Raw genomic sequence first — 17,019 nt, forward strand, 5'->3', positions numbered from 1 at the left:
GAGAGGGTGGGGGTGGGAGGGGAGGCAGAATCGGGGGCATGGTGCGTCGTGGGGTTTCGGTTCTGCTTGTGGGTGCACTGGTTGCGGCTGGGGTGGTGGGGTGCTCCGCTGATCCCGAGTCGGCCCCGCGGGCAGGCACGACAGCCACGAGTGCCACGGACACGCCGACGGCCACGGCAGCGCCCTCGGCCAGCGCGTCGGCTCCGGCGATTCCTGCCGGTAACGCGCCGGCTGACAGCTTCGCGGTCGGCGTACGACAGCTGAAGCGCAACCGGGACGGCGACCGGCCGCTTCCGATCACCGTCTGGTACCCGGCGGCGGGCCGGGCGGGTGGGAAGCCGACGGAGTCGGCTCGGGCGGCCGACGGGCGGTTCCCGGTGATCATGTTCAGCCACGGGCTGGGCGGTCAGCCCAAGGACTACCAGGCGCTGCTGACCCGTTGGGCGGCGGCCGGTTTCGTGGTGGCCGCGCCGATGTTCCCGCACACCTCCGGGTCGGGCCAGCCCAACGTGCTCGACGTGCTCAACCAGCCGGCCGATGTGTCGTACGCGCTGAGCCAGGTGCTCGCCCTGGACACCCGCGACGGCGACGTGCTGCGCGGCCGGTTGGCCACCGACCGGGTGGCTGCCGCGGGGCATTCCGCGGGCGGGGTGACCACGATCGGGCTGTTCACCACCAGGCGGGACGAGCGGCTGGCCGCCGGGATCGTCTTCGCCGGCACCGCGCTGGGGGTCGGCACCGCCTTCGCGGGTGCGGCGGCACCGCAGCTGTTCGTGCACGGTGAGGCGGACGAGGTGGTCGAGTACGCGGCGGGCAAGGCGGTGTACGACAAGGTGCCCTGGCCGAAGGCGATGCTGAGCCTGCCCAACGGCGACCACGGTCGTGCCCTGCTGGGCAACAGCACCTCGCTACGGGTCGTCGCCGACACCACCACCGAGTTCCTGCGCTGGACGCTCTACGGCGACGCCGACGCGAAGGAGCGCATCGCCAGAGCCGCCGCCCGCGACGACGTCGCCACCCTCGACAACCACCTGTGACCGGAGGGCGGACCCCCGCCTGACCACCGAACACCGCACAGCAGCACACCGGCCCGCACCAGCAGGCCACCAGACCGACACTCCAGCACACCGGCACGCACGGGCACGCCGGCACGCACCGGAACGCCAGGACGCCAGGACGCACCAGTCGGAGTCACGCTCCGTGGTCGATGACGATTTTGCCGAACACCTCTCCGGAGTGCAGGCGGGCGAAGGCGTCGGCGACCCGGCTGAACGGCACCACGCTGTCCACCACCGGCCACACGTTCCGCTCGGCGCAGAAGGCGAGCAGGTCGGCCAGGTCGGCGGGGGTGCCCATGGAGGTGCCCAGGATCTCCAGCTGCATGGCGAAGACCCGGCGCAGGTTGACCTTCGGCTCGTGGCCGGCGGTCGCGCCGCAAACGACGATCCGAGCCCCGGGGGCGGCGGACTTGAGCGAGTGGTCGAAGGTGGCCGCCCCGACGGTTTCCACCACCACGTCGACCCGTTCGGGCAGTCGCGCCCCCGGCTCGAAGGCCGTCGCACCCAGCTCGGCGATCCGCTCCCGTTTGGCCGCGTCGCGGCTGGTCGCGTACACCCGTTTGCCCATCGCGGCGGCGAGCGCGACCGCCGCGGTGGCCACGCCGCCCCCGGCGCCCTGGACCAGCACGGCCTCGGCCTCGTCGACGCGGCCCTTGGTGGTGAGCATCCGCCACGCGGTCAGCCAGGCCGTCGGCAGGCACGCCGCGTCGGTCGCCGCCAGCCCCGCCGGCAGCGGCAGCAGATTCGACCGGGGTACGGCCACCCGCTCGGCGAGGGTGCCCGGGAAGTGCTCGGAGAGGATGGAGATGCCGCGCGGGTCACCGGGGGTCGGCACGATCGGGTACACGACCATCTCGTTGCCATCCGGGTCGATGCCCACCGCGTCGCAGCCGAGGATCATCGGTAGCTGTTCGGCGCGCAACCCGACGCCGCGCAACGACCACAGGTCGTGGTGGTTGAGCGAGCTGGCCGTGACGCGCAGGGTCACCCAGCTGTCGTCGGGCAGGCTCGGCTCGGGCTGCTCACCGACGGTGAGCGCGGCGAGCGGGTCGGCGTCGTCGAATCGGGAGGCGAAGGCGGCACGCATGATCCGCACGGTAACAAGCTGAGCGCCCGTTAAGAAGGGGCCCTTCCTATGCACGAGGCGTTAAGAAGGGCCCCTTCCTTACACCTCAGGCGCGGGCGACGCCGTCGCGACGGGCGGCTTCGGCGACCGCCTCGGCGACGGCGGGGGCGACGCGCGGGTCCAGCGGAGAGGGCACGATCGCCTCCGGGGTCAGTGACTCGGCCACCACCGAGGCGATGGCGTCGGCCGCGGCGACCTTCATCGCGTCGGTGATCCGGGTGGCCCGTGCCGACAGCGCACCCCGGAACACACCCGGGAAGGCCAGCACGTTGTTGATCTGGTTCGGGAAGTCGCTGCGGCCGGTGGCGACCACCGCGACGTGCCGCGCGGCCACCTCGGGGTGTACCTCCGGGGTGGGGTTGGCCAGCGCGAAGACGATTCCCCCGGGTGCCATCGCGGCCACCGCGTGCTCGGGGATCTGCCCGCCGGAGACGCCGATCAGCACGTCGGCGTCGCGCAGCGCCTCGGCGATATCGCCCTGCCGCCCGTCGGCGTTCGTCAGCTCGGCCAACTCCGCCTTGGTGCCGGTCAGCCCGGTGCGGTACGCGGAGATGATCCCCTTGGAGTCGCAGACCACCACCTGGTCGGGGTCCACTCCCCCGGCCACCAGCATCTTGGTCACCGCCACCCCGGCCGCGCCGGCCCCACTGACCGCCACCCGCAGGTCGCCGAGCTTGCGGTCGAGCAGCGTGGCCGCGTTACGCAGCGCGGCCAGCACGACGATCGCGGTCCCGTGCTGGTCGTCGTGGAAGACGGGGATGTCCAGCGCCTCGTCGAGTCGGCGTTCCACCTCGAAGCAGCGGGGGGCGCTGATGTCCTCCAGGTTGATCCCGCCGAACGAGGGCGCGAGCGCCTTGACCACCGCCACGATCTCGTCGACGTCCTGCGTGTCCAGGCAGACCGGTACCGCGTCGACCCCGCCGAACTGCTTGAACAGCACGGCCTTGCCCTCCATCACCGGCAGCGCGGCGCGCGGGCCGATGTCGCCGAGGCCGAGTACGGCCGTGCCGTCGGTGACGACCGCGACGGTGTTCGACGCCCAGGTGTAGTCGTGGGCGAGCGCCGGTTCCGCGGCGATGGCCTCACAGACCCGGGCCACGCCCGGGGTGTACGCGAGGGAGAGGTCGTCACGGCTGGTCAGCGGGACGGTCGAGACGACGGCCATCTTGCCGCCCCGGTGCAGTTGGAAGACGGGATCAGCAGGGTCCACGGTGGACGTAGGCATGGTGACTCCAGGGTCTGTCGAGCAGAGGCCAGCCGGTCGGGGCACACGGTGAGGCGACGAGCGGCGGCACGTGGTGCGGGGGGTCACCCGGGCGCTTCCGAGCATAGTGGGGTCGAGTGGCCCAGTATGTGGGCAGGGTCATAACGGTCGAGGCGGTACCCGCCCGGGGCGGGGCCAGTACCGGGCCACCACCCGGCCGAGCACGTCGGCGACCCCGTACGCCCGGGAGTCGTCGGTGACCAGGTCGTTGTCGCCGTGCAACCACCATCCGCCGTCGGTCGGACGGACCGCGCGCTTGACCACCAGCAGGTCAGGTCGGCTGCGGAAGACGGCGATCACCACGTCGCCGGGGCGGATCTCCCGACCACCGCGGCGGACCAGCACCGCGTCGCCGTGACGCAGCGTCGGCGACATGGAGGGACCGGTCACGAGTACGGGCGACAGTGGCCATCGCAACCGCAGCACGGACACCGGTTTTACCTCCACCGCTCTCGGGGACCTCGTCCAGGAGTAATGTCGTCTTGGATCATCGCAAACGTCCTATGGAGGATCCTGATGCGACTTGCCCGCATCCTCGCGCCTCGCTTGACCGCCAGCGCGCACTGCGACCTGCCCTGCGGTGTCTATGACCCCGCCCAGGCTCGGATCGAGGCCGAGTCGGTGAAAATGATCTGTGAGAAGTACCAGGCCAACACCGACCCGGAGTTCCGGACCCGCGCCATCCTGATCAAGGAGCAGCGGGCTGACCTGGTCAAGCACCACCTCTGGGTGCTGTGGACCGACTACTTCAAGCCGCCGCACTTCGAGAAGTACCCTCACCTGCACCAGCTGTTCAACGAGGCCACCAAGCTGGCCGGGGCCGCCGGCGCCAAGGGTGCCACCGACCCGGCCAAGGCCGACGAACTGCTCCAGAAGATCGACGAGATCTCCAAGATCTTCTGGGAGACCAAGCAGGCCTGAGTGCTCGCCCTCGACGGCCGGTCCACCCCTTCCGGGGCGGGCCGGCCGTCGTCGTCCCGGCGCAGGGCACACCCCGCCGCGCCGCCCGGATTCCGTCGCTCCGGCACCGGGAGTGCGTTGCCGTGTCGCCCGGTTCCGTCGTTTCGGCACCGGGTGTATGCCGCCGTTGACGGCGCGTGCGGCCGCCGCGACCAGGTGCGTGACCGCTGATCTCGGTGCCCGCCGGTCGGCAACAGCGATGCGAGTCGACCGGATGACCGACTCAGCGGGTAGAGTCCCCGACCGGGGGGATGAGTGGTGACTCAACTGACCGGCCAACCGACGACCGACGACGACATCGTGCACCTCACCGTGCCCGCCGACGGCGGGTACCTCGGCGTGCTCCGCACCGCTACCGCCGGCCTGGCGGCCCGCCTGCACTTCGCGCTCGACGAGATCGAGGATCTGCGCATCGCCGTCGACGAGGCGTGCGCCATGCTGCTGGCGATCGCGCCCCGGGGGGCCGAACTCGACTGCCGCTTCGCGGTCACCGAGGACGCGCTGACCGTCGAGGTGACCGTGCCCACCGTGCGGGACGCCCGGCTCCCGGCCGAGTCCTCGTTCGCGTGGAAGGTGCTCACCGCGCTCACCACGTCGGCGTCGGCGACCGCGACCGACGGCCGCGCCACCATCTCGTTGCTCACCCGCCGCGCGTCAGGCTGGTGACGGCCGGTTCACTCGAATCCGAGGGCACGGGTCGTGGGCGGGCTCACCAGCAGCCAGGTGACGCCGAGCCCGAGCGCGATCAGCGGCACCCCGAGCCAGCCCAGCCCACCTTGGATCATGAACCAGCCGATCGGCAGCAGCATCAGCTGAAGCACGATGGCGGGAGCACGGGCGCCGGCCCGATGGCGCACCAGCGCGTTTCCCAACGCCCAGAGCGCGACCGCGGCACCGATGGCGAAGGCCGTGACCAACAGCGCCGACGTCAGGTCGGTGGTACTGGCCGTGAGGTCGGCCACGATCAGCCACGCGGCGACCAGCCCGACGGCGACCGCCTCGACACGTAGCAGCCGGACCGCCCAACGGAGCGTGACGGGGGTCGGGTTGGAGTCGATGGTCACGCGGTCACGATACCCGTGCCGTCGCGCGGTACAGTGCGGCCCATGCGGGCCGTCCTGCTGGTCAATCCGAAGGCCACCACCACCAGCGAGCGCGCGCGGGACGTACTGGTCCGGGCGCTGCGCAGCGAAGTCGACCTCTCCGTGCGGTACACCCGCCGGCGTGGCCATGCCACCAATCTGGCCAGAGAGGCCGCGGTGGAGGGCGTCGACGTCGTGGTCACACTCGGTGGCGACGGGACGGTCAACGAGGTGGTCAACGGGCTGATGACGGCGACCAGCGTCGCCGGGCAGCCACCCACCGCCGAGCGGCTGCCCGCGCTGGCGACCGTGCCGGGCGGCTCGACGAACGTCTTCGCCCGGGCGCTGGGCCTACCCAAGGAGTGGGCCGAGGGCGCCAGCATGATCATGGAAGGGCTGCGGCTGGGTCGACGTCGCACGATCGGCCTCGGCCGCGCCGACGACCGCTACTTCACGTTCTGCGCGGGGCTCGGGCTTGACGCTGCGGTCATCCACCGCGTGGAGGAGGCCCGTCGCCGTGGCCGCGTCCCCTCGCCGGGGCTCTACTTCCGCGCCTTCACCGCACAGTTCCTGCTCGGTGCCGAACGGCGACACCCGGCGATCCGGCTGGAGCAGCCGGGTGAGACGACAGAGGGTGACCTGGCGAGCATCATCGTGCAGAACACCGCCCCCTGGACGTTCGTCGGGGATCGGGAGGCCAACCCGAACCCGGAGGCGTCGTTCGATCTCGGGTTGGACGTGCTGGCCCTTCGTCAGCTTGGCGTCGCCAGCACAACACGCACCGTGAGGCAATTCCTCTCCGCCACGCCCAATCCGCACGGTCGCCAAGTTGTACGACGCCATGACGTAGCGGAGTTCACGCTGGTCGCGAGCCGTCCGCAGGCGTTCCAGCTCGACGGGGACTATCTTGGCGAGCGGGAAAAAGTCAGATTCACCTCCGTTCCCGCCGCACTCAGAGTAATCTGTTAGGTCTCCGGTCCCACCGGGTACAAGTTGGCCGCGGCGCCCCCCAGCGCGTGACGACCGCGACACCCCGGATGATGCCGGAAATGTCAGCATTGTCCGGCGGACTGTACTATATTGATTCTCGACTGTGGTAAACCCGGGTGCCTGGAGTGATCCATTACCCGGACAAAAGGGTTGTGGGCTTGCTCACCGCGCGGAGTTTTTCCGAGCGCCACCCTTGACATTGCGTAAGTTCGTGAAAGTATTCACAAGCGAACTTGAGTTACCGGGACGCGCCTTGGACACACTCAACAAGTTGAGTCGTTCCAGCAGGTCCCGGAGCTAGCAAGCCTGCTCACGCATTGCCGAATTGATGGTTGCAAACCGTCACCATCGACATTGCGGATGCATATAAGAAAAGCACCAACAGCAACATCTGCCACCCACCCAGAATGAGGAGTGTTGCCGCCATGGACTGGCGTCACCATGCTGTCTGCCGCGACGAGGACCCGGAGCTGTTCTTCCCGATCGGGACGTCCGGTCCGGCTCTCCTGCAGGTCGAGCAGGCCAAGGCCGTCTGCCGGCGCTGCTCCGTGACCGACCAGTGCCTGCAGTGGGCGCTGGAGTCCGGTCAGGACGCTGGCGTCTGGGGCGGGATGAGCGAGGAGGAGCGGCGCGCTGTCAAGCGGCGCGGTGGCCTCCGGGTGCTGCGCGCTCACTCCGCCTGACCGACCACACCCAGGACGCCCCGGCCGGCCCCAAGCCCGCCGGGGCGTCCTGCTGTTCCCTGCTCTCCCCCACCCCATGCCCAGGTTCAGCGGCAGCTCACAGATCAGCGACTGCCACCAATCTCACGATCAACAAAGGCGTGGGAGAGACGGTGCAGGATGAGGTTCACCAGGTCCGGGGCGGTGCTCAGAGGGGCCGCCACCGCGACGGCACCGGCGGCTCGGGCGGCGGTCGTCACGGCGTCGTGAAACAGCCCGGGGGCCAGGAAGTACGCGGCCACGGCCACCCTTCGCGCGCCTGCGGCCCGCAGCCGCCGCACCGCCACGTCGACGGCCGGGGGTGCCGCAGAGGCGTACGAGACACGGGTCGGCATGCCGAGCATCGCGCCGAGGGCCCGGGCCACCCGACCCACGGATGCCCGCGCCGCCGGATCCCTGGTGCCGGCCGCAGCCAGCACCAGCGCGTCGAACCGGCCCGGATCCGCCTCGGCCAGCCGGTGTCGCAACGCGGCCAGCAGTGCTGGGTCCACCTCGTCACCCACCGGGCCGAGCACCTCGGTGATGCCCACCCGGATCGGCGTACCGGACTCGTGCGCGGCGGCCACCGCAGCCGGGATGTCCACCCGCCTGTGGTACGCGGCAGTGAGCAGCAGCGGCACCAGGATCACCCGGGAGTGCCCGGCGGCAGCCAGATCACGCAGGACCGTGGTCGGATCGGGCTCGGTGTGGTCGAGCCAGCTCGCGAGCACCTGCTGCCCCGGCCGGGCGACCGCGACCGCCCGGGCCAGGCCCCTGATCGCCTCGGCCGCCCGAGGATCACGACTGCCGTGAGCGACCAGGACCACCGGCTCGTCGGTCCGGTGGTCGGACGCGGCCACGCCACCGGCCCGGTCGCCGGACCGGGCCGGATCGGCGGATGGTGCCTCGTCGGTCAGAGGTGCAGCCCGCACTCGGTCTTCTCGAACATCGCCCAGCGGCCGGCACGCGCATCCTCGCCGGCCTTCGTCCGCCGGGTGCACGGCCAGCAGCCGATGGAGCCGTAGCCGCGCCGGAACAGCTCGTTGACCGGCACGTTCCACCGGGCGATGTACGCGTCGACGTCCGCCTGGCTCCAGGCTGCGATCGGGTTGACCTTGACCTTGCCCCGACGGGCGTCGAAGGTCACCACCGGCGTGTTGGCCCGGGTCGGCGACTCGTCCCGCCGCAGCCCGGCGGCCCAGGCGTCGTACCCGGCCAGCGCCCGCTCCAGCGGTTCCACCTTGCGCAGCTGGCAGCACTCGTCCGGCGACTTGTTGAACAGTCGTGGCCCGTACTCGCCGTCCTGCTGGCCGACGGTGAGCCGGGGCCGGATGGAGCGGACGTTGACCGGCAGCTTGCGGGCGACCGCGTCCCGGACGGCGAGGGTCTCCGGGAAGTGCAGACCGGTGTCCAGGAAGACCACGTCCACCCCCGGTGCCACCCGGGACACCAGGTGGGCCAGCACCGCGTCGGCCATCGAACTGGTCACGCAGAACCGGTCGCCGAAGGTCTCCGCGGCCCACCGGGCGATCTCCAGCGCGGGCGCGCCCTCCAACTCCCGTCCGGCACGTTCGGCCAGCTCCCGCAGTTGCTCGGGGCTGCGTTGCCCCGCGCCGGTCGCAGTGGGTGCGGTGCCGACCAGCCCCAGGCTGGCGGCGGAAACCAACGCGCTCATCGCTGCACCGCCCGGGAGAGCAGGCCGGTGAACCGGACGGTGAAGACCCGGGCGCAGGCGTGGCACTCCCAGGCGCCGTGCCCGGTCTCGCTCGGTCGCAGGTCCTCCTCACCGCAGTACGGGCAGTACAACGGTGCGGCACGGGTCTCGCTGCTCATCGCGTCACCTCGCTCATCGCAGTTGCTCCTCGTCGACCCTGATCACCCAGTTGGCGAAGGTCTCGCCCTCGGTGCGGCCCGCCAGATAGCGCCGGGCCAGCCGCTCGACGTACTCGGGAAGCTCGTCGGCGGTCGTCTTCAATCCGCGCAGCTTGCGGCCGAAGCCGGCGGTCTGTCCCTCGGCCATGCCCAGCCCGCCGCCCAGGTGCACCTGGAAGCCCTCGACCTGGCGGCCGTCCGGCCCGGTGACCAACTGCCCCTTGAGGCCGATGTCGGCGACCTGGGTGCGGGCGCAGGCGTTCGGGCAGCCGTTGATGTGGATGGAGATGTCCGCGTCGAAGTCGCGCAGCTGCTGCTCCAGCCGGGCCACCAGCTCCTCGCCGCGCGCCTTGGTCTCGACGATGGCCAGCTTGCAGTACTCGATGCCGGTGCAGGCCATGGTGCCGCGCCGCCAGGCCGAGGGTCGGGCCTCCAGCCCGATCTCCCGCAGGCCCGCGACCAGGGACTCCGTCCGCTCCGGCGGCACGTCGAGCACCAGCAGCTTCTGGTACGGCGTCAGCCGCACCCGGTCACTGCCGTGCGCCTGCACCACGTCGGCCAGTTGGGCGAGCTGGGTACCGGAGACCCGACCGACCACCGGGGCGGCACCGACGTAGTTGCGGCCGTCCCGCTGCCGGTGCACACCGATGTGGTCGACCGGCTTGTCCGGCAGTTCGGGGGCGGGCCCGTCGAGCAGCGTCCGGCCCAGGTACTCCTTCTCCAGCACCTCGCGGAACTTCGTCACGCCCCAGTCGGCGACGAGGAACTTCAGCCGGGCACGGTGGCGCAGCCGGCGGTAGCCGTAGTCGCGGAAGATGCCGACCACGCCGGCCCAGACGTCCGGCACCTCGCCCAGCGGCACCCACACGCCGAGCCGTTGGGCCAGCATCGGGTTGGTGGACAGCCCACCGCCGACCCACACGTCGAAGCCGGGGCCGTGCTCGGGGTGATCGACGCCGAGGAAGGCGATGTCGTTGGCCTCGTACGGGGTGTCCACCAGCCAGGAGATCGACGACTTGAACTTGCGCGGCAGGTTGGAGTACTGCTTGTCGCCCACGTACCGCGCGACGATCTCGTCGATCGCGGGGGTCGGGTCGACCAGTTCCGTCTCGGCCACCCCGGCGACCGGGCTGCCGAGCACGATGCGGGGGCAGTCACCGCACGCCTCGGTGGTCTGGAGGCCTACCGACTCCAACCGCCGCCAGATCTCCGGCATGTCCTCGACCCGGATCCAGTGGTACTGGATGTTCTGCCGGTCGGTGATGTCGGCGGTGTCCCGGGCGAACTCCCGGGAGATCTCGGCGATCGTCCGCAGCTGCGCCAGGTCGAGTTGGCCGCCGTCGACCCGCACCCTGAGCATGAAGTATTCGTCTTCCAGCTCGTGCGGTTCCAACACGGCGGTACGACCACCGTCGATTCCTGCCTTACGCTGAGTGTAGAGACCCCACCAGCGGAAGCGGCCACGCAGATCCTGCGGGTCGATGGAGGCGAAGCCACGATGGGCGTAGATGTTCTCGATGCGGTCCCGCACGTTCAGCGGGTCGTCGTCCTTCTTGATCCGCTCGTTGGGGTTGAGCGGCTCGCGGTGCCCGAGTGCCCACTGACCCTCACCGCGGGCACGGCGCGGTGCCCGGGGCGGGCGCGCCGATAGATTCCCCGTGCGGGCCGGAATGTCGCTGACCGCCATCGCGGCGTCCTCCGTTGTCTGCGGTGCCTCGTCTGGGTACGCGGACGTAGCGACCGGCTCCCGGTGGGGCCGTGGACAACGGTGTCTTGGGCGGCCGGCGCGCTGCGTACCCGAGGCAGAATGGTCGGGCGTCGTCAGTGGGCCGGACAGATGGCGCTGCGCACGCGGCCGTAGTCAACGTGGCGGCGAGCCACGAGACGGCGTACCACGGCGGCAGTCATGAGGCTCATGCTGCCACACCGCCGACAGGCCAGCCAATGAGTGCGTGCGAGATCCCACATCACGGGCGATCGCTGCCGCCATCGGCGGGCTCGACCGTGTGGCAGGCTCACGTCATGGGTGATTTGTCCGGTAGGTCGATTCCGACCGCCGGGACGGGCGTACGGCTCACCGGGTGGCGGCTGCGTGCGCTGCCGGTGTGGCTGGTGCCGTCGGCCCTCACCATGATCGTCACACTGGTCGGGCTGGACGCCGCCCAGCCGTGGCGGGACGAGCTGGCGACCTGGAGCGCCGCCACCCGCGGAGTGGCCGGCCTGCTCCGCCTCGCCGGCACCATCGACGCCGCGACCGGGCCGTACTACCTGTTCATGCACTACTGGCTGCTGGTCGCGGGCGACACGGTGGCCGCGCTACGGCTGCCGTCCGCGTTGGCGATGACGGCGGCCGCCGGCCTGACCGCCGTACTCGGTCAACGGCTGTGGAACACTCGCGTCGGCATCCTCTCCGGTCTGCTCTTCGCGGTGCTGCCCGCCACCGCCCGGTACGGGCAGGAGGCCCGGCCGTACGCCCTGGCCTCCGCCCTCGCCGTGTTGAGCACGCTGCTGCTGGTCGACGCCCTGCGCCGACCCGGCCGGGGTCGGTGGGTGGCGTACGCCGTCGCGACGGCCGCCCTCGGGCTGACCCACCTGATCGCGTTGACGCTTGTCGTCGCGCACGCCGTCGTGGTCTTCACCCACCGGCCGGAGTCGCGCCGCTCCGGTCAGGGGCTGGTGGGCCGGCTCGGGCCGCTCGGGCCCTTCCTGCTCGCACTGGTGCCGACGGCGGTGCTGGTCACGCCGCTGGCCCTGCGCGCCCGGGAGCAGCGGGAGCGGCAACTCGACTGGGTGGACACCGCCCGGCTCGGCGACCTGGCCGCGCTTCCCGGCGGGCTGGCGCAGACCGCGGCGGTGGGCGGCCTGTTGGTGGCGCTCGCGGTACTCGGTGCCGGACGACTCGGTCGACGCGCGTCGCTCCCGGTGGCCTGCCTGCTGCTGCCGGTGCTGCTGCTGTTCGCCGCCGGACTTGTCGTCCCGCTGTGGGTGCCCCGCTACCTGATCTTCGTGGTGCCGTTCGGCTGTCTGCTGGCCGGTGCCGCGTTGGCCTCGGCGCGGCTGCGGGTCGCGCTCGTCGTGGTGAGCCTGGCCGGCCTGCTCGGCCTGCCGGACCACGTCGCGCTACGTCGTACGCACGAGTGGCCGCGTACCGCCACCGTCGACTACCACGGCGCGGCACAGATCATCGCCGCCGGCCAGCGTGCCGGCGACGCGGTGGTCTACCACCCCCGCGACAGTTGGCTCTTCCTCGACCTCGGCGTGCGCTACCACCTGCACGAACAGACACCTCGCGACGCGCTGCTGGCCGAGGGGCAGCAGCACCGGGGCGACCTGTGGGCCGCCGAGTGCGACCGCCCCGCCGACTGCCTGGCCGACGTACGCCGGGTCTGGCTGGTCGTCGCCGGCCGGGGCGACGGACCGCTGGACACCGTCCCCGGTGCCAAGGGCGACGCGCTGCGCGCCGCCTACAGCGTCGAGCGGATCTGGCCCCGCCCCGGCCTCACCGTCGCGTTGCTCACCCGCTAGCCCGGGCCAGGGGGAGCGTGAGGACGGCCTCGGTGCCGCCCTCGGCACCGGGACGCAACTCGATGCTGCCGCGGAGTTCGCCGGTGACAAGCGCCCGGACGATCTGCAGTCCGAGCTTGGCGCCCCCCTCGGAGTCGAACCCGGCCGGCAGTCCCCGACCGTTGTCGGCGACCGTGACGTGCAGCGTCTTGCGCAGCCGGTGCGCGGTGACCACGACCTGCGGCGGCGCCAGTGGTTCCTGCGGCACCGGCTCCGGCCCACCCTCGTCGGCCGACGGAAAACCGTGCTCGACGGCGTTGAGCAGCAGTTCGTTGAGGACCATCACCAGTGACGTGGCGATCTCGGCGGGGAGTACGCCGAAACTGCCCTCGCGCCGCATGCCGACCGACACCTCGGTCGCCGCCACCTCGGTCGCCGCGCTGGCCACCCGGTCCACGATCCCGTCGAACTCGACCGCCTCGTCGCTGGACATGGAGAGGGTCTCGTGCACCAGGGCGATCGACGCCACCCGGCGTACCGACTCCTCGAGCGCGACCCTGGCCTCGGGCATGCCGACCCGACGGGCCTGCAGGCGCAGCAGGGCCGCGACGGTCTGCAGGTTGTTCTTCACCCGGTGATGGATCTCCCGGATGGTCGCGTCCTTGGTGATCAACGCCCGGTCGCGGCGGCGTACCTCGGTGATGTCGCGGACCAGGACCAGCGCGCCGATCGGCACTCCCGCGGGCATCAGCGGCAGGGCCCGGGTCAGCATGGTCGCGCCGCGGGCGTCGATCTCCCGCCGGGGTGGTGCCTCGCCGCGCAGCGCGGCGAGGATGCCGTTGGCCGCCTCCGTGCCCTCCAGCGGATCGCTTGCCAGCCGGCGGTTCAGCGCCGCGAGATCCTCGCCCACCAGATGGGAGGCGTAGCCCAACCGCCGGTACGCCGACTGCGCGTTCGGGCTGGCGTAGGTGACCTTGCCGCCGGCGTCCAGCCGGACCAGTCCGTCGCCGACCCGTGGCGCCGAGGTGGTCTCGCCGGGATGCCGGGGCGGCGGGAAGGTGCCGTCGGCGATCATCTGGGCCAGGTCGTCGGCGGTGGTCAGGTAGTTCAGCTCCAGCTGGCTGGGGGTACGCGCGGTGGAGAGGTTGGTGTCGCGGCCCACCACGGCGATCACCTCGCCGGACTCACCGTCGGCGGCCCGCAGCCGGACCGGGATCGCCTCGTGCCGGGCGGGCACGTCGCCGTACCAGACCGGGTCGCCCTCCCGCCAGATCCGCCCCTGACCGTAGGCGACCTCCAGGTGCGCCACCTCCGGCCCGCCGACGATCCGCCCCACCTGGTCGTCCTGATAGGCGGTGGGTGCGGTCGTCGGGCGGACCTGGGCGACGCAGAGGAAGGTGCCCTCCCCGTCCACCGGCACCCAGAGCAGCAGGTCGGCGAAGGACAGGTCGGACAGCAGTTGCCAGTCACCCGCTATCCGGTGCAGGTGGTCGATGTCGGCCGGGCGCAGACGGGTGTGCTCTTCGGCGAGGTCGCGCAGCGTGGACACGCCGACCAGCGTGCCATGCGAGCGGTCACATCGTCGCGGTGACCTTCTTCAACCCTCGTGGCGCGTCCGGATCCTCACCCCGGGCCAGCGCCAGGGCCAGGGCCAACCGTTGCAGCGGCAGGATGTCCAGCAACGGGGCGTACCGCTCGCCGACGTCGGGCACCGCGATCCGGGTGGCGCCGGCGACCTCGGCGGAGCCGACCACGACCACGTCGGCCCGCCGCTCGCCCAGTCGGGGCAGCACCTCGCCCATCGACTGACCACCGGGGCCCGAGCCGACCACGGCCAGCACCGGCACGTCCGGGTCGGTCATGGCGAGCGGGCCGTGCAGCAGGTCGGCACCGGAGAAGGCCAGGGCCGGCAGGTAGGAGGTCTCCATCAGCTTCAGCGCGGCCTCCCGCGCGGTGGGGTACGCGTACCCCCGGCCGGTGGTGACCAGTTGCCCGGCGAAGCGGTAGCGCGGCGCGAGCTGGCTGGCAGTCGGGTCGGCCAGCGTGCGGGCGGCCAACTCGGGCAGCTCGGCCACGGCCCGGCGCTCCTCCTCGGGCAGCACGCCGTCGCCGGCCCGGATGCCCTCGATCAGCAGCAGCAGGGCGAGCAGTTCGGCGGTGTACGTCTTGGTGGCCGCCACCGCCCGCTCGTGCCCGGCCGCGATGTCCACGCCGAGTTCGGCGGTCGCCGCCAGCGGCGAGTCCGGCGCGTTGGTCACCGCGAGGGTGAGCGCGCCCGCCTCCCGGGCGACCCGCAGCACCTCGGTCAGGTCGGGCGAGCCGCCGCTCTGGCTGACTCCGACGACAAGCGCGTCGGACAGGTCCGGCCGGGCGCCGAAGAGGGTGATCGCGCTCGGGGAGGCGAGACCGGCCGGCAGGCCGAGCCGGATCTCGGCCAGGTAGGCGCCGTACAGCGCGGCGTGGTCCGAGGTGCCCCGCGCGGTGAAGACCACGTGCCGGGGCCGGCGCTCGGCGATGGCTGCCGCCACGCGGGCGATGGGTGCGGCGTACTCGGCGGAGAGCAGTCGCTCGTAACCCGCCGGCTGCTCGTCGATGTCGGCGGCCATGCCGATTCCTGGGCGTGTCACGAAAACTCCTCCCCTGCGCGATACCCGCGCGCTTTCTGCTCAGTCTTGCACCTTTGGACGTCCAGATGCAATTTTATGAGCAGGATCGCGCAGCCAATCACCAAAAGTCGATGCCGTCACCTACGCTGACCCGGCCGCACCGCCAACCGGTACCGACAAGTGAGAGGACGACGTGGCCGAGGGAACGGACGATCGGGCGTTGCCGGCGACGGAGGAACTGGCACTGGCCCGAGAGGCCCTGCAAGCCGGTGACCTGACGCGTGCCGCTGACCATGTCGCGAACGCGCTCGCCCGGGCGCCGACCCTGCCCGAGGTGCACGAGACACTCGCCCGGTTGGCCACGGCCGGCGGATCCGGTGGCCTGGACCTCTTCCCGCTGCACCATCACACCTTCGTCGGAGCGGTGGTCGCCCGGGCACACCTGCTGGCCGCGGCCGGCCACCCGGCCGAAGGGCTCGACCTGCTGGTCGCCGCCGCCGCGCACGCACCCGGAACGGACTGGGCGGGCGTGCCCTGGGTCACCTCCCCCGAGTTGGCCGAGCGGATCGGCCCGGACCAGGTGGCTCGGGTGCTGATGCAGGTCTGCGCCGCCGCCCCGGACCCGGTACCCCGGTCCGACCGGGCCGCCCTGACGCCGTACCTGACGCTCGCCCGCAACGCGATCACCATTCACCCCGAGCACGCCCTGCTGCTGGGCACGGCGTCCGCGCTGGCCCGGCGCGCGGGCGAGGTGCCGCTCGCGGTGCGCTGGGCCGGCCGGGGAGTACGCGCGGCACCGTCCAAGATGGGCGAGGTCTGGCTCGGGTACGCGCTGCGCAGCGCCGGCCGCACCCGTGAGGGCCTCGCCGCGCTCCGCCGCGCCGTCGACCACGACCCGGACGACCTGGCGGTATACGCCGACATCGCCGGCACGTTGGCCGATCACGGCCGACTGGACGAGGCGCTGAGCTGGATCGAGCGGGCCCTGGCGCGCAACCCGTCCTTCGACTGCGCGGTGCACACCGCCCACCGGCTGCGGTTCCAGCGCGACGGCGACGTCCGTCACCTGGTCGCGCTGGCCGACTACATCCGCGACAACCCGGACGACTCGCACGAGCACGCCGATCTGGCCGAGTGCTGCCGTGGCCGCCCGTGGCTGGGGCAACTGACCCCGCCGACGGTACGCCCCCAACCCCTGCCCCTCACCAGCGCCGAACCGTCGACGGGACGTCCGGGCACCCCGCCCCCCTCGGCGGAAGCGACCCGTCGGCTGCGCCAACTGGCGCACCTGGCCTGGCCGCACCCACCGGCCGCGTACGACACGGCGGTGGCCCTGGCCACCCTCGACCTGACCGACCTGCTCGGACTGCTGGCCCATCCGCCCGAGACCCCAGAGAACGCGCTCGGACGGGTGCTCTCCGGCCAGGACCCCGCGCTGTGGGTACGGTGCGTGCAGGTGTGGACCTGCCTCGGTCTGCTGCACCATCGCACCGACGAACCCTGGCCCTCCTCGACCCGCCGGCAGGTGCTGGTGGAGTTGACCCAGGCCTCGGAGATCGCCGAAGCGGCCCTGTTCGCCCTGGTGACCGCCGCCTGGGTCGACCCGTCGATCCGACCCGACGTGGCCCAGGTGGTCACCGAACGGCTCGCGGCTGCGGCAAGTGACCGGGCAGGACCGTTACCGGTGACCGTCTCCCTGGCCCACCTGGCGCTGGCCACCCCCGGCCTCGACCCGGAGTGCGCCACCCTGGCCCGCATGCTGGCCGGCGCACCCGCCCGCCCCGGCCGCAGCACCCTCCGCGGCCTACTCGGCCGCCTCCTCCGCCCCTTCCGCCCCCGCCTCCCCAGCCCACCCC

The 17,019-nt window shown here is 72.0% G+C and carries 17 protein-coding genes; 7 read left to right on the forward strand and 10 right to left on the reverse strand.

From position 1 onward, the window contains the following. The first annotated feature begins 38 nt into the window (after nucleotides 1–38). Nucleotides 39–1,037, forward strand: a complete 999-nt coding sequence (locus tag C1A38_RS28015) for an alpha/beta hydrolase family protein (protein ID WP_102660703.1) — start codon at nucleotides 39–41, stop codon at nucleotides 1,035–1,037. Nucleotides 1,038–1,191: 154 nt separating this feature from the next. Here the strand turns inward: C1A38_RS28015 and C1A38_RS28020 are convergent, their stop codons facing one another. From C1A38_RS28020 to C1A38_RS28030, 3 genes are all read right to left on the reverse strand, one after another. After that, nucleotides 1,192–2,154: a zinc-binding dehydrogenase gene (locus tag C1A38_RS28020; RefSeq protein ID WP_102660704.1), complete on the reverse strand. Its 963-nt coding sequence runs from the start codon at nucleotides 2,152–2,154 to the stop codon at nucleotides 1,192–1,194. A gap of 76 nt (nucleotides 2,155–2,230) precedes the next feature. Beyond that, a complete protein-coding gene (locus C1A38_RS28025) occupies nucleotides 2,231–3,409 on the reverse strand; it encodes an NAD(P)-dependent malic enzyme (RefSeq protein ID WP_102660705.1) in 1,179 nt (392 codons plus the stop codon). 138 nt (nucleotides 3,410–3,547) lie between these two features. Next, nucleotides 3,548–3,895, reverse strand: coding sequence for a S24/S26 family peptidase (locus tag C1A38_RS28030; RefSeq protein WP_102660706.1), 348 nt, complete (start codon nucleotides 3,893–3,895; stop codon nucleotides 3,548–3,550). Nucleotides 3,896–3,964: 69 nt separating this feature from the next. Here C1A38_RS28030 and sodN point away from each other — a divergent pair, with 69 nt between their 5' ends. Then, the gene (gene sodN, locus C1A38_RS28035; protein WP_013735721.1) at nucleotides 3,965–4,369 is read left to right on the forward strand and encodes a superoxide dismutase, Ni; all 405 of its coding nucleotides are present in this window, start codon (nucleotides 3,965–3,967) and stop codon (nucleotides 4,367–4,369) included. A gap of 297 nt (nucleotides 4,370–4,666) precedes the next feature. Then, nucleotides 4,667–5,074 carry an ATP-binding protein gene (locus C1A38_RS28040; RefSeq protein ID WP_102660713.1) on the forward strand — a complete coding sequence of 136 codons (408 nt, stop codon included), beginning with the start codon at nucleotides 4,667–4,669 and terminating at the stop codon, nucleotides 5,072–5,074. 8 nt (nucleotides 5,075–5,082) lie between these two features. Here C1A38_RS28040 and C1A38_RS28045 read toward each other — a convergent pair whose 3' ends face one another. Beyond that, entirely contained in the window at nucleotides 5,083–5,472 is a 390-nt protein-coding gene (locus tag C1A38_RS28045; protein ID WP_102660707.1) for a hypothetical protein, read from the reverse strand. A gap of 42 nt (nucleotides 5,473–5,514) precedes the next feature. Here C1A38_RS28045 and C1A38_RS28050 point away from each other — a divergent pair, with 42 nt between their 5' ends. Then, a complete protein-coding gene (locus C1A38_RS28050; RefSeq protein WP_102660708.1) occupies nucleotides 5,515–6,459 on the forward strand; it encodes a diacylglycerol/lipid kinase family protein in 945 nt (314 codons plus the stop codon). A gap of 446 nt (nucleotides 6,460–6,905) precedes the next feature. Continuing rightward, nucleotides 6,906–7,163, forward strand: coding sequence for a WhiB family transcriptional regulator (locus C1A38_RS28055; protein WP_007072794.1), 258 nt, complete (start codon nucleotides 6,906–6,908; stop codon nucleotides 7,161–7,163). Nucleotides 7,164–7,267: 104 nt separating this feature from the next. On the opposite strand, the gene C1A38_RS28060 is transcribed toward C1A38_RS28055, so the two are convergent. The 4 genes from C1A38_RS28060 to C1A38_RS28070 are packed head-to-tail and all read right to left on the reverse strand — an operon-like array spanning nucleotide 7,268 to nucleotide 10,740. After that, the gene (locus C1A38_RS28060) at nucleotides 7,268–8,041 is read right to left on the reverse strand and encodes a sirohydrochlorin chelatase (RefSeq protein ID WP_233197071.1); all 774 of its coding nucleotides are present in this window, start codon (nucleotides 8,039–8,041) and stop codon (nucleotides 7,268–7,270) included. Nucleotides 8,042–8,094: 53 nt separating this feature from the next. Then, nucleotides 8,095–8,856, reverse strand: coding sequence for a phosphoadenylyl-sulfate reductase (locus C1A38_RS28065; RefSeq protein WP_102660709.1), 762 nt, complete (start codon nucleotides 8,854–8,856; stop codon nucleotides 8,095–8,097). Continuing rightward, nucleotides 8,853–9,014 carry a hypothetical protein gene (locus tag C1A38_RS31480; RefSeq protein WP_199180354.1) on the reverse strand — a complete coding sequence of 54 codons (162 nt, stop codon included), beginning with the start codon at nucleotides 9,012–9,014 and terminating at the stop codon, nucleotides 8,853–8,855. Before C1A38_RS31480 ends, C1A38_RS28065 begins: the two co-directional genes overlap by 4 nt. 13 nt (nucleotides 9,015–9,027) lie before the next feature. Further along, a complete protein-coding gene (locus tag C1A38_RS28070; protein WP_102660710.1) occupies nucleotides 9,028–10,740 on the reverse strand; it encodes a nitrite/sulfite reductase in 1,713 nt (570 codons plus the stop codon). Between the two features lie 443 nt (nucleotides 10,741–11,183). Here C1A38_RS28070 and C1A38_RS28075 point away from each other — a divergent pair, with 443 nt between their 5' ends. Then, nucleotides 11,184–12,578: a glycosyltransferase family 39 protein gene (locus C1A38_RS28075; RefSeq protein ID WP_102660715.1), complete on the forward strand. Its 1,395-nt coding sequence runs from the start codon at nucleotides 11,184–11,186 to the stop codon at nucleotides 12,576–12,578. Here C1A38_RS28075 and C1A38_RS28080 read toward each other — a convergent pair. Together C1A38_RS28080 and C1A38_RS28085 are read right to left on the reverse strand one after the other, a co-directional pair. Next, on the reverse strand, nucleotides 12,568–14,106 hold the full coding sequence (locus C1A38_RS28080; protein ID WP_102660711.1) for a sensor histidine kinase: 1,539 nt from the start codon (nucleotides 14,104–14,106) through the stop codon (nucleotides 12,568–12,570). The genes C1A38_RS28075 and C1A38_RS28080 overlap by 11 nt on opposite strands. 25 nt (nucleotides 14,107–14,131) lie before the next feature. Beyond that, the gene (locus C1A38_RS28085) at nucleotides 14,132–15,163 is read right to left on the reverse strand and encodes an SIS domain-containing protein (RefSeq protein ID WP_102660712.1); all 1,032 of its coding nucleotides are present in this window, start codon (nucleotides 15,161–15,163) and stop codon (nucleotides 14,132–14,134) included. A gap of 193 nt (nucleotides 15,164–15,356) precedes the next feature. Here C1A38_RS28085 and C1A38_RS28090 point away from each other — a divergent pair. Beyond that, nucleotides 15,357–17,019 (forward strand): tetratricopeptide repeat protein (locus C1A38_RS28090; RefSeq protein ID WP_233197069.1); only part of this gene is annotated, 1,663 nt, incomplete at its 3' end.

Source organism: Verrucosispora sp. ts21 (assembly GCF_002879555.1).
GTDB lineage: Bacteria > Actinomycetota > Actinomycetes > Mycobacteriales > Micromonosporaceae > Micromonospora > Micromonospora gifhornensis.